General features: G+C 56.5%; 11 protein-coding genes and 1 tRNA gene. 9 read left to right on the forward strand and 3 right to left on the reverse strand.

All coding sequences use genetic code 11. The annotated features are described in order from the left end of the window. Window positions 1-31 precede the first annotated feature (31 nt). From DC3_RS15635 to DC3_RS15660, 6 genes are all read left to right on the forward strand, one after another. Window positions 32-601 (forward strand): hypothetical protein, encoded by a 570-nt coding sequence (locus DC3_RS15635; protein ID WP_146885905.1) that lies wholly within the window; start codon window positions 32-34, stop codon window positions 599-601. 140 nt (window positions 602-741) lie between these two features. Continuing rightward, window positions 742-2,334 (forward strand): protein kinase domain-containing protein, encoded by a 1,593-nt coding sequence (locus DC3_RS15640; protein ID WP_146885907.1) that lies wholly within the window; start codon window positions 742-744, stop codon window positions 2,332-2,334. A 295-nt stretch (window positions 2,335-2,629) separates the two neighbouring features. Next, on the forward strand, window positions 2,630-3,667 hold the full coding sequence (locus DC3_RS15645) for a LacI family DNA-binding transcriptional regulator (RefSeq protein WP_146885909.1): 1,038 nt from the start codon (window positions 2,630-2,632) through the stop codon (window positions 3,665-3,667). A 157-nt stretch (window positions 3,668-3,824) separates the two neighbouring features. Next, the gene (locus DC3_RS15650) at window positions 3,825-4,964 is read left to right on the forward strand and encodes an NAD(P)/FAD-dependent oxidoreductase (protein ID WP_146885911.1); all 1,140 of its coding nucleotides are present in this window, start codon (window positions 3,825-3,827) and stop codon (window positions 4,962-4,964) included. A gap of 122 nt (window positions 4,965-5,086) precedes the next feature. Then, complete coding sequence (locus DC3_RS15655; protein ID WP_246130698.1) at window positions 5,087-6,070, forward strand: tetratricopeptide repeat protein; 984 nt, start codon at window positions 5,087-5,089, stop codon at window positions 6,068-6,070. Window positions 6,071-6,293: 223 nt separating this feature from the next. Continuing rightward, the gene (locus DC3_RS15660) at window positions 6,294-7,043 is read left to right on the forward strand and encodes a sugar nucleotide-binding protein (RefSeq protein WP_146885913.1); all 750 of its coding nucleotides are present in this window, start codon (window positions 6,294-6,296) and stop codon (window positions 7,041-7,043) included. 22 nt (window positions 7,044-7,065) lie between these two features. On the opposite strand, the gene DC3_RS15665 is transcribed toward DC3_RS15660, so the two are convergent. Next, window positions 7,066-7,142: transfer RNA gene (locus DC3_RS15665), tRNA-Ala, on the reverse strand. Between the two features lie 294 nt (window positions 7,143-7,436). On the opposite strand from DC3_RS15665, the gene guaB reads away from it, so the two are divergent. Then, a complete protein-coding gene (gene guaB, locus DC3_RS15670; RefSeq protein WP_146885915.1) occupies window positions 7,437-8,900 on the forward strand; it encodes an IMP dehydrogenase in 1,464 nt (487 codons plus the stop codon). Window positions 8,901-8,941: 41 nt separating this feature from the next. Here guaB and DC3_RS15675 read toward each other — a convergent pair whose 3' ends face one another. Beyond that, complete coding sequence (locus DC3_RS15675; RefSeq protein WP_146885917.1) at window positions 8,942-9,631, reverse strand: DUF5995 family protein; 690 nt, start codon at window positions 9,629-9,631, stop codon at window positions 8,942-8,944. 125 nt (window positions 9,632-9,756) lie between these two features. On the opposite strand from DC3_RS15675, the gene DC3_RS15680 reads away from it, so the two are divergent. Beyond that, a complete protein-coding gene (locus DC3_RS15680) occupies window positions 9,757-10,824 on the forward strand; it encodes an NADH:flavin oxidoreductase/NADH oxidase (RefSeq protein ID WP_146885919.1) in 1,068 nt (355 codons plus the stop codon). A 119-nt stretch (window positions 10,825-10,943) separates the two neighbouring features. Continuing rightward, a complete protein-coding gene (trhA, locus tag DC3_RS15685) occupies window positions 10,944-11,591 on the forward strand; it encodes a PAQR family membrane homeostasis protein TrhA (protein WP_146885921.1) in 648 nt (215 codons plus the stop codon). A gap of 189 nt (window positions 11,592-11,780) precedes the next feature. Here trhA and trpD read toward each other — a convergent pair whose 3' ends face one another. After that, window positions 11,781-12,779, reverse strand: a complete 999-nt coding sequence (gene trpD, locus DC3_RS15690) for an anthranilate phosphoribosyltransferase (protein WP_146885923.1) — start codon at window positions 12,777-12,779, stop codon at window positions 11,781-11,783. Between the last annotated feature and the right edge of the window lie 21 nt (window positions 12,780-12,800).

Raw genomic sequence — 12,800 nt, forward strand, 5'->3', positions numbered from 1 at the left:
TGGTCTGAGACTTTTGTGCTGGAGATCTTTTATGCCTGATGATCACGATGATGAAACCCTGCTTGCCACTTTTGACCTGAAACAACGGGGCTGGACCGCCTCCATGATTCAGAAACTGCTCCCTCAACACGATGACACCCGTGAGAACCGACTGAATAAAAAATATGGTCGGGTGAAACTGTACCGGGAATCCCGTGTGCAGGATGCCGAGTCCACGGGAGCCTACGCCGAACTGCTGGACAAAGCCATTGAGGCCAGTGAACGTGCTGAAAAAGCGCGCCAGACCCGGGCCAGAAAACGTGAAAGGCAGATCAGGGAATTTCTGGAGGATTTTGATCCGGTGATTGTTCCGATCAGCCAGACCGAGCAAGAAGCCCTCAGTGCGTCCATGACCCGCAGGCTCAAGCAACTCTGGGAAACCCACGAGATGATTCTGAGTCAGCAGCTCAGTCGCATGCAGGTGCTGGGCAAAATGACCCGTGAGGAACGCAAAAAAGTCACAGCAGCCCTGAAAGAGCGGTATCTGGAAGCTTTGCAGGAAGCCTACCCTGATCTGAAAGTCCCTGAGGCTGAGCCTGCCAGTGAAGATGAAGACTGGTGATGTGGCTCAGGGCGTAGCACGCTACGCCCCTACATTGATGGCTCTGTTCCTTCTGCGCTCGGCCCTCGGCTCTGGGCTCTCGGCCTTCTGCTGTCACCTTTTCCCCCTCATCCCAATCCGTTACTGTAATAAAGACTGTCATGAACATCTGCCCTGTATGCGGTACCCCCAATGATCCCCATGCGGTGAATTGCATCAGCTGTGGAGCGCAGCTTGAAAGCCCTCTGCCTCGAATTGAAAAGTATGACCTGCACCGCATTCTGGGCAGTGGGGGGTTTGGGATCACCCATCTGGCGACCGACCTGAACACCGGGCGCAAGGGGGTGCTCAAGGAGTTTTTTCCTTCGGGTTCCACCCGAAAAAGGGATGGATCTGTTGAGCTTCCTCAGGGCTATGACCTGGATGAGGTTCTTCAGGAAGCCCGTGTGCTGGCCCGATTCAAGCATGAGTCGATCAACATGTGTTACACCGCCGAGCGTCTGAATGGCACAGCGTACCTGTTTCTGGAGTTTGTGGAAGGGAAGGACCTCACTTCGGTGTACCATTCGGGCATCCTGACCCCGGGCCTGATCAAAAGCATTCTGCTGGATTTGCTGCACGCTCTGGATTATGTGCACAGCCAGGGGTTTTTGCACCTGGATTTGAAACCCGAGAACATCCTGCTCTCGGATGGCCGTCCGGTGCTGATTGATTTTGGTTCTGCAGTGCTGCACGGTTCCCAGAGCTCCAGAATCGTGACCCACGGGTATTCTGCACCAGAGCAGTACAGCAAGGGCCTGACCCTGGGAAGCCACACAGATTTTTATGCGCTGGGAGGGGTGGTCTTTTACTTGCTGACCGGGAGGGTTCCCCCTTCATCGGTGGTGCGGATGGGGGGTGAGGATCAGGACAGTGAGGAATTGGTGCGCCAGTTGCCGCAGGACACCCCGGAAGAACTCAGGCAGGTGGTGCGCAGGTGCATGGACCTGTCCATTCCAAAGCGTCCGGCCACCGCCCCTGAACTGCTCAGCATTTTCGGGGTGCAGAGCAAACTGAAACCTGCCTCCCGACCTTCTTCTGAAGTGCAGAGCAAGGAGGATGAGGGTTTCAGGCTGGCCCTCAAAGCAGAGGAGCAGCAGGAGTTCAAGGAGGCCGCAAGACGCTATGAGATGGGTGCCCGCAAAGGCCATCTGGGGTCGGCTTACCGTCTGGGTTTGCTGCACCATTATGGCAAAGGGGTCGCTCAGGATTTCTACGAGGAATTCCACTGGATGGGGGAGGCTGCACATGGGGGGCATCCCCAGGCGCAATTCCAGATGGGCTGGCTGTGTTATTACGGTTGCGGCACGTTCAGGAGCATCAAACAGTCCGTGGCGTGGTTCAGCAAGGCTGCAGATCAGGGACACCTTGAGGCCCTCACATGGCTGGGAAAACTGCACTGGATGGGGCGTGGCGTCCCGAAAGATGAAGACCAGGGGTTCAGGCTCATCAAGCAGGCAGCCCTGAAGGAGCATGCAGAGGCCGAATTTCAGATGGGCATGGCGTACCTCAGTGGGGTGTCGGTGAGCCGTCATCCTTCCAGAGCCCTGTACTGGTTTGAGCGTGCGGCAGACCATGGACACCTTGAGGCCCTGTACCAGATGGGCAAGATGTACCGCTCTGGAGAGGCCGGGGTCACCGACCTGATCCGCTCACGGGAGTTTTTCCTGCGGGCTTTTGTGGCAGGTTTTGCAGACGCAGAGAAGGAATTGTAGAGTCAGAACCTGGTTTTGTGATTGACGCTTTCAGGGTCCTGGCACAGAAGTCTGATTGAAATGCCGATTTTAGATCATTTCTGTAAAATTTTTCTGTAAAGCCTGACAAATCTGGTTTGGAAAAGATTCCATGCAGGCCGCAGAAAACGGTGGATGCTGTTTCGAATGTCAAAAGTTGTGCCAACAAAGTCATGGATTTGTGTCTTGGAAACGATATCATGTGAATCAGCACACTGTTGGAACGTTCCATAAGATGTTTCAAAGTTGTTACAGTGTCAGAAGAGGCTGGTGCTTGATGAGCAAACACACCATTCAGGATGTCGCACGGCGCGCCCGCGTTGGCGTGGGTACGGTCAGTCGTGTGCTGAACAACCACCCATCCGTCCGCAAAAGCACCCGGGATAAAGTTCTGGCGGCCATTGAAGATTTAGGATATGCCCCCAATCCCCATGCAAGACGTATTGCCGGAGGACGCTCATACACGGTCAGTGTGATGCTGCCGATGGTCAGCGTGGAATTTTATGTGCGTCTGGTCAATGCCATTGAAGAGTGCCTGGATGAAAACCGTTTTGACATGGCGATCTTTCCTCTGCTGGGTCGGGCACGCATCGAGCGTTACCTCAACAGCAACCGCATCGCCTACCAGGCCGATGGAATCATCATGTGCACCTACGACCTCGGGAAACTCTTCCCGGATGGTGCCCTGCCCACCGAACATCCAGTGGTGCTGGTGGACAACGAATCCGACCATTATGATTCGGTTTTCCTGGACAACTATTACGGTGGATATCTGGTCGGTGAATACGCTGGCCGTCTGGGGCTCCCGGCCTACTCCATGACCCTCGAAGACGACCCTGAGGGCGTTTTTGTGTCTCAGGTCTTTGTGGACCGCAAGCGTGGCTTTGATGATGGCATTGCTTCCAGCAATGTGCGTTTTGTGCGGGACTACCCCTGCGGACTGCACCACCAGGGTGGGGTTCAGGCGGCCCAGCAACTGCTGGATGAAGCGGTTTTCCCCTGCACGGTTTTTGCTGCGGCAGATGTGCTGGCAGGGTCTCTGATGGAGGAGGCCGGGCGCAGAGGTCTGGTGGTCGGGCGTGACATCAAGGTGATTGGCTTCGATGATCAGCCCTGGTCCCAGGACATGAAACTGACCACCGTGCACCAGCCCATCGAAGTGATGGGACGCCGGGCTGCCGAGATGCTCCTTGAAAGGCTCTCGGGGTACGAAGGTCCCCCCAGAAAGGCCCGTTTCACCCCGCACCTCGTGGAACGTGACTCCACGCTGGGCGAAGTGTTACCCGCCAAGTACGTGGCAATCGCAGAAAGATAGTGAGATACAGCTAAACAAGACTGTATCAAAAGTGTTTTCAAGGCCCCTCGGGATGGTGTAAACTCGACACTGAAGCGGGGACACACGTCCCTGGCTGTACATCCCCGAGGGGCCATATGCCGTGGTTCCCCTTGTGAACAGTTTCACAGGAGCGAGAATGAAGACATTGATCCTAGGTGCAGGTTATGCGGGCCTCGCAACTGCCACCAAACTCAAGCCCACCGAGGGCTTAGACGCAACGCTCATCGAGCAGAACCCCTTCCACACCTTTGAAACCCGACTGCACGAAGCAGCGGCCCACAATACCCAGGTGACCCTGCCCATCGCGCCCCTCTTGCGCGGTACTGGCGTGGAACTGGAGCTTGCCAAGGTTCTCTCTGTGGACCTCGACAAGAAAGAAGTGCAAACCGACAAAGGCCAGACCCTCAGCTACGACACCCTGGTGATTGGTCTTGGAAGCGTGACCAACTTCTACCGCATTCCCGGCCTCGCTGAATACGCCAGCGAACTGAAGCGCCTGGAAGATGCCGAAGAGATCTACGCCTGGATCAACAAGGCCCACCTTCCCACCTACACCGGAAGCCGCAACATCGTCATCGGTGGTGCAGGTCTGACCGGGGTCGAGCTTGCCACCGAAGTGGCCCAGCGCACCGATTACCTCTCCAAGCAGCTTGGCACCGAAAAACTCACCATCTACCTGGTGGAAGCCGGTCCCAAGATCCTGCCTGTGCTCGAAGACGACCTGCGCAACAAGGCCATGAAGACCCTGCTGGATTACGACATCAAGGTCCTCACCGGTCACCGCGTGATGAAGGCCACCGAAGACACCGTGACCATCCAGGCCGAAGGCCAGGAGCCCCAGGTGATTCCTTCCGGCAAGACCATCTGGACCGGTGGAATTCAGGCCCAGGACATCGTGAAGGGTGAAAAACTCCAGCGTGGTCCCGCCAACCGCATCGTGGTGGACGCCACCCTGCGCATCCCCGAGTACCCCGAAGTCTTCGTGGTCGGCGACATGGCCCTGGGCAAAAACCAGGAAGGCAAGCCCGTGCCCACCACCGCCCAGCACGCCGGTCAACAGGGCCGCACCACAGGCCGCAACCTGATGCGTCTGGCCAGAGGCCGTGAACTCGTCGAATACGAGCCCAGCACCCTCGGTGAGTTCGTCTCCCTCGGTGGTCTGATGGCCGTGGGCTGGATGAAACTCCCCTGGAACCAGAAGCTCAAACTGTCCGGTGGTCTCGCCCACATGATGAAGAAAGCCAGTGAGTGGCGCTGGCGCGAGAGCATCTCTTAAGATCCCTCTGAAACCGGAACCGCTGCCCTGTGCAGCGGTTTTTGCATTTGGGAGCACAAAGTTGTCCCTCAGGTGCATCCCTTTCTACTTTTTCTTTTCAAGCGCCCTCTTAGACTGAGACCATGAAATGGGTCTGGGTGGGATTTCTGATGATGGGCACGGCACTCGCAGCACCAGAGCAGGTTTTTTTACCAGGTGTACGCCACGAGTACCAGCGGCTCAACAACTGTGGTCCGGTCACGGTGGGGATGGCCCTCAGTTATTACGGCAGCGACCTCAACCAGTACCAGATCGCTCCGGTGATCAAACCCAACAAAGCAGACAAGAACGTCTCACCCGATGAACTGAAGGCCTTCGCTCAGAAGCAGGGTTTCAAAGTTCACATGGGTGTGGCCGGAAACACAGGGACCCTTAAAACCCTGCTGTCTGCAGGTTTTCCAGTGATGATTGAAACCTGGATGGAGCTCCCTGAAGAAGGGGGAATGGGACATTACCGTCTGGTGCTCGGTTATGACGATGCTGTGGGGGTTTTCAAGGCTTACGACTCTTATCTGGGCACAAAAGTCACCCAGAATTACACCCGTTTTGACCGGGACTGGCAGGTCTTCAACCGCACCTATCTGGTGATGTACCCCGAAAACAAAGCCAGTGAAGTGGAAGCCCTTCTGGGACCTCGCATGCATGGAGGCTGGGTGCTGAAAAAAGCCTTGCAGGTTGCCCAGGCCGAAACCCGTGAAAATCCCAGAAATGCTTACGCATGGTTCAACCTGGGCAGCACCCTGACCCGTCTGAACAGCCCAAAAGCTGCCGTCAAAGCCTTTGATCAGGCCAGACAGCTGGGTCTGCCCTGGCGCATGTTCTGGTATCAGTTTGATGCTTTCGAGGCCTACTTCAGGGCAGGACGGTATTCAGATGTGGTCAAACTGACCAGCGATGTGCTCAGGAACGCCCCGGACCATGAAGAAGCCTACTACTGGCGCGGACGTTCCCGGTACCAGTTGAAACAGCCCACCCAGGCCAGGGCAGACCTGCAGAAAGCCCTGCAGTACCGTCCAGCATTCAGGGAGGCCAGGGACATTCTGAACGTCTGGCAGGCCAGAGGGTGAAGCGGTCAGCGGTCAGCCATCAGTGAAAATGGGCTTCAGCAACATCTGTGACAGGAAGGTTTCAGGGACTGTTGTGGGTTCTGGGCGAAGACCAGAGCCATTGAGAAAGAAAAGTCTCTGGCAACAAAGGTGCTGTGCTCAACTTGTTCTTTGCTGAAAGCTGACTGCTGATCTCTGACCGCTTCCGTGCTAGACTTCAGCAAATCCTTTTCTTGGAGACAACATGCGTGTACTGATCACAGGTTTAAATGGCACCCTCGCCCCAGTTGTGGCCAGGGTTCTTGAACAGCAGGGAGCAGAGATTCTCGCCTGGGACCGCCAGAATGTGGACCCTGAGAACATTGAAGCTTCTGCTGGATATTTGGAAGCGCTTCAACCTGAAGCCATTGTGCATCTTGCCATGGGCAGTGAACACTGGGCCGGACGGCTTGCAACTTTTGCCGCCCAGCAGCAGATTCCCTTCGTTTTCACCAGCACAGTCATGGTTTTTGATGATGATCCAGACGGACCCCATCACCCGGCCGATCCCAGAACCGAGAAAGATGGCTACGGCACGTACAAGGTGCGCTGTGAGGATGCCATTCTTGCAGCAAACAGAAACGCCATCATTGCCCGAATTGGCTGGCAGATTGACCCCTCAGGAGAGGGAAACAACATGCTGGCCCACCTCGACCAGTGGCAGGAAAGAGACGGCAAAATCGAGGCCAGCACCCTCTGGAAACCTGCATGCTCTTTCATGGAGGACACTGCAGAAAGCCTGTGGAACCTGCTGCAGGCCCGACAGGGAGGCATTTACCATCTGGACGCCAACGCCAGAGATGGCTGGACCTTCGCTCAGGTGGTGACGGCCCTGCAAAAGAAATTTGACCGCAACTGGGAAGTGGTGCCTGTGGAAGGCTACAAACACGACCAGAGGCTGGCCGGACACGAAAATTTGATCCGGCCCCTTTCAGACCGGATCGGAATGGGCTGACACACTGTTGCCACCGGATGACTGGTGGACCCGAGGGGGTTCGAACCCCCGACCTCACGGATGCGAACCGTGCGCTCTCCCGGGCTGAGCTACAGGCCCCTGTGGTCTGAATGTAGCACTGCTCTGGGAGAGGGGCAAGGGATGTTTTTCCTTTTTTGCCGAGGGCAAGTCAGAAAAGCTTTTGCATCAGCACAGGGTTGACATTCTGCTTAAGCTCAAGCACTTTGGGCTCTTTGCTCTCGGCTTTCGGCCCTCGGCATAGACAGAGCCTTTGTTTTCACCTGCAGATCGTATAGGATGAATGCACCACAAATGATGTCCAAAATTGGGCTAGGCGTATTGGGCGGCATCCCTCTGCGTACCTGAGCCAAAAGGGTTATACTTGCCTGCAATATGAGTGACGCGTTCCAATACAAGTTTGGCAAAGAAGGCATCACCTACGACGACGTCCTGCTCGTTCCCAGGTACTCCGAAGTACTTCCCAATCAGGTGAGTGTCAAGAGCAAGCTCACCAAAAACATCACCCTCAACATTCCTCTGATCAGTGCTGCAATGGACACCGTGACCGAGGCCCAGATGGCTGTGGCCATGGCCCGTGAAGGTGGCATTGGCGTGATCCACAAGAACATGCCCATTCAGGCGCAGGCCGAGATGGTCCGCAAGGTCAAGCGCTCCGAGGCCGGCATGATCACCGACCCCATCACTCTGCCCATCACGGCAACCGTGGGCGATGCAGAGAAACTGATGGGCGAATACCGCATCTCTGGTGTGCCCATTGTGGAAGACGATGGCAAACTGATCGGGATCATCACCAACCGCGACATGCGTTTTGTGACCGACTACAGCCTCTCTGTCTCCGATGTGATGACCAAGGAGAACCTCGTGACCGTTCCGGTGGGCACCACCCTGGAGCAGGCCGAGCAGATCTTCAAGCAGCACCGCATTGAGAAACTGCTGGTGGTGGATGAGAACTTCAAACTGACGGGCCTGATCACCATCAAGGACATCATGAAGAAGATCAAGTACCCCAACGCAGCCAAGGACAAATATGGCCGTCTGCTGGTGGCTGCAGCCATCGGGGTCAGCCCGGATGTCGAGGAGCGTGCCGCTGCCCTGGTGGCCGCCGGAGCAGATGTGCTGGTGCTGGACAGTGCCCACGGGCACTCCAGGGGGATCATTGATGTTCTGAAGATGATCAAGAGCCGCTTCCAGGTGGATGTGATTGCCGGCAACGTCGCCACTGCAGAAGGCACCCTGGACCTGATCAAGGCTGGGGCAGACGGCGTGAAAGTCGGGATTGGCCCTGGAAGCATCTGCACCACCCGCGTGGTGACTGGTGTGGGGGTTCCCCAGGTCAGTGCCGTCTTTGAGGCCGCTCAGGCTGCAGAGCCCCATGGTGTGCCGATCATTGCAGACGGTGGGATCAAGCAGACCGGGGACGTGCCCAAGGCCATTGTGGCCGGAGCCAGTGTGGTGATGATGGGCAGCATGCTCGCAGGCACCGACGAAGCTCCCGGCGAATTGATCCTCCGTGAAGGCCGCCGCTTCAAGACCTACCGAGGCATGGGCAGCGAAGGGGCCATGAACAAGGGCTCCAGCGACCGCTACTTTCAGACCGGAACCAAGAAATTCGTTCCCGAAGGCATCGAAGGCATTGTGGCCTACAAAGGCTCTGCCGGAGAGGTCATCTATCAGGTTGTTGGCGGTCTGCGTGCGGCCATGGGTTACTGTGGCTCCAAAGACATCGAAACCCTGCGCAAGGAGGCCCAGTTTGTGCGCATCACCATGGCAGGCCTGATCGAGTCTCACCCCCACGATGTGACCATCACCAAAGAGTCTCCCAACTACAGCAGGTAAAACCATACACCAACAAAGCCAGGGAAGTCCCCTGGCTTTTTTCATTGCAGATCGAGAGGGAGAAAATGCAGGGGAATTCCTGCTGATTCTGGGGTTCTTTCGAGGGCCACTGCAGCCTGCCATCCCAGCAGACGCTCCCTTTGCAGGAGCCAGGTCATGGCCTGAATCAGCTGTGCAGGGCAGGGAGGACACAGGCCCACCCGGGTGCGGACATCTCTCATGAAGTGCGCCACCGCATGGTCAAAGCCATGCAGGGTCTCCCTGAAATCCTCCTCCAGTTGCAACACATCCATCTTGTGGTCCTGGCACGCCCACAAGATGGCCCGGGGCAGGTCAAAACGCACATGGGCGACCAACTGCGGATAAAACAGGTACATCACCTGAATAAAGGAAGGTCTGGAGGTTCTGAACTGCTGGCACCTGTGAAACGCCCATTGCCAGTGCGCTTCTGGATGCTTCAGGTTGTGCTGGTACAGCTGAAAAAAATACCTCTGTACGGTGAGGATCACCTCTGGATGCTGGTAATCTCCCCACTCCACCTTGCGCAGCACATGTTTGCTGGAATGGATGTAGGCAGACACAAACCAGTACCGGTGGTTGAGCACCCTGCCAGACGAATCCTGCAACACCTCTCCCAGGGTTTCCAGCCTGCGGATGATTTCGCGGGATTGCGAGAAGGCTGCCGAGTTGCCCTTTTCATCTACAGAACGCGGTGGAACGTTCAGCTGCATGATCCAGTGTAGACCTCAGAATGCAACAGAATTCTTTCCTGGCAGCGCATTGAAAACACAGACGACTTGTGGCAAGGTGACCCATCTTCTTTTTCCCCGGGGCGTCCCGGGTTATGACTTACACCATGAGTCAGCTTTTTACCCCCATCACTTTTCAGGGCGTGACTTTGAGAAACCGCATTGTGGTCAGCCCCATGTGCCAGTACAGCTCAGAGAACGGGTACCCCACCGACTGGCATCTGGTGCACCTGGGTTCTTTTGCCAGAGGTGGCGCAGGTCTGGTCATCCTTGAAGCCACTGCTGTGACACCAGAAGGCCGCATCAGCCCACAGGACATGGGCATCTGGGAAGACGGTCAGGCAGAGGCCCTGGGCAAGATCGTGCACTTCATCAAAGGTCAGGGATCTGTGGCGGGCATTCAACTGGCCCACGCAGGCAGGAAAGCCAGCACGCGGGTGCCCTGGGACCAGAGCCGGGAAGTCCTTACCCCTGCAGAAGGAGGCTGGGAAGTGGTTGGACCCAGCGCAATTCCCTTTACAGAGGGATGGCTGGTGCCCCATGCCCTGACCTTTGAAGAAATTCAGACCCTCAAGGAGCACTGGGTGGCTGCAGCCCTCAGAGCAGTCAAAGCAGGTTTTGAGGTGCTGGAGATTCACGCTGCCCACGGCTACCTCCTGCATGAGTTCCTGTCCCCCCTCAGCAACCACCGGACAGATGAGTACGGTGGAAGCCTGGAGAACCGCAGCAGGTTGCTGCTGGAAATCACCCGTTCCATCAAGGCTGCCATTCCTGCCTCGCTCTCCCTGTGGGTGCGCATCAGTGCCACCGACTGGACCGAGGGTGGATGGAGCATTGAGGAAAGTGTAGAACTGTCAAAAGCCCTCAAAGAAGCTGGAGTCGATCTGATTGATGTGTCCACTGGAGGCAATGTGCCCAGAGCGCAGATTCCTGTCGGCCCTGGATATCAGGTTCGTTTTGCCGAGAGGATCAAGCAGAAAGCAGGCATCGCCACAGGTGCGGTGGGCCTGATCACCGAGCCCCATCAGGCAGAACAGATTGTCGCCACCGGACAGGCCGACGTGGCCTTGCTGGCCCGTGCCTTCCTCAGGGACCCGCACTGGCCCCAGGCAGCAGCGAAAGTGCTCGGGGTCAAAACCGATGTTCCAAAACAGTATGGACGGGCCTGGCTGTGAGGGACTGAAGTGTGAAGGCAGCACATGTGACAGAAATGGTGTACACCGCGAGAAAAATGGTGCACCAGTGCACATGTGCTGCACACTTTCTGAACCGGGTACAAGCGTATACTTGAGGTATGTTGAAGCACCTGCGTGAACCCATCAATGCCATCACCCACTGGATCGGGGCTGGCAAAGCCATCGTCCTGACCGTGCTGTTGTGCATCTTCGCCTACAAGGGAGGGGTTCACTGGTGGCCATTTCTGATCTTCGGGGTCAGCATGTTCCTGCTGTACCTTGCCAGTGCCTCCTACCACACTTTTCATGTCAAAGAACGGGTTCTGTTGTGGCTCCGCAAACTGGATCACAGTGCCATCTTTCTGCTGATTGCAGGCAGTTACACCCCCATTGCCATGCTGGCCCTGGATGGTCCCTGGCGACTGTGGACCATGGTCGTGGTGTGGGGGGTGGCCCTGGCTGGAGTCATCCTGAAACTGGTCACCATGAAACTGCCCCGCTGGATTTCCACCATTTTGTATCTTGCCATGGGCTGGATGAGCGTGATCCTGATGCCCCAGCTTTTGAACCAGTTCTCCTGGCCGCCACTGGTCTGGATGTGCATCGGAGGGGTCTTTTACTCCATTGGAGCCATCATCTATGCCACCAAGAAACTGAACCCCATTCCGGGCGTGTTTGGCTTCCATGAAATCTGGCACCTGTTTGTGCTGGGTGGGACGGCAAGCCACGCCGTCACAATGTTTTATCTGACTTCACGGGTGGCTTAGATCCCCCTGCTCATCACTGACGCTCTGAGCTGTCCCCCTTGACGAAGGGGGATTGGAGTGCGTCTGGGATGTACTCCAGCTGAAAAAAATCACCAACCTCCCTTTGTTAAGGGAGGACCGTCGAGCGACAGCGAGAAGCGGAGGGATCTGACCCTCCGCACCCTCAAACCACCAATGACACGTCAGAATCTATTGTTGCGTCAGCGCAGCATAGGCCTGCAGCTTCAGCAAAGCCTCACCCGAGTCCAGCACTTCATAAGCACGCTGGATGCCTTTCTCGATGCTTTCCTGTTGACCTGAGATGTACAGGGCGATGCCTGCGTTCAGGGCGACAATGTCCCGCTGGGCCTGGGTGCCTTTGCCGCCCAGGACCGCTTTTGTGATCTCAGCGTTGTGCTGGGCATCTCCACCCTGGATGTCCTGTTTGGCCACACAGCGGATGCCTACACTTTCGGGTTCGATGGTGTATTCACTGATTTCACCATCTTTGAGTTCAGCGACCTGATTGGGACCGCAGGTGGTGAACTCGTCCAGCCCATCCCCGTAAACCACGATGCCGCGTTTCAGGCCAAGTTTCTGCAGCACCTGTGCAAAGACAGGCACCAGATGAGGGCTGGACACCCCGACCACCTGATGGGTGGGGGTGGCAGGGTTGGTCAGCGGACCGAGCAGATTGAAAACCGTCCTGACGCCAAGTTCAGCACGCACCGGAGCAGCAAAACGCATGGCAGGATGGTAACTGCGAGCAAAGAGGAAGCCCACCCCCACAGTGTTGATGGCTTTCTCGATGGTTTCTGGTGTAGCGTTCAGGTTCACACCGCAGGCTTCTAAAAGGTCTGCACTGCCGGATTTGCTGCTGGCTGCACGGTTGCCGTGTTTTGCCACGGTCACCCCTGCAGTGGACACCACAAAAATGGTGGTGGTGGAAATGTTGAAGGGATTCTCGCTGTCCCCTCCCGTTCCCACGATGTCCATCACCAGGGGGGCTTTCACCTTCACTGGAATGGCAAATTCACGCATGGTGGAGGCAAAGCCTGCAATCTCCTGAGGGGCCTCTCCCCGCACACGCAGGGCAGCCAGGGCAGCAGAAAGCCGAACCGGGCTCACCTGATCACTCATCACCTGCCGCATGAACTCAGCGGCTTCATCGAAAGACAGCACCTGACCGGACAACAGTTTATGAAGCATCGAAGACCTCAATTGATTTTA

This window comes from Deinococcus cellulosilyticus NBRC 106333 = KACC 11606, from assembly GCF_007990775.1.
GTDB classification, from domain to species: domain Bacteria; phylum Deinococcota; class Deinococci; order Deinococcales; family Deinococcaceae; genus Deinococcus_C; species Deinococcus_C cellulosilyticus.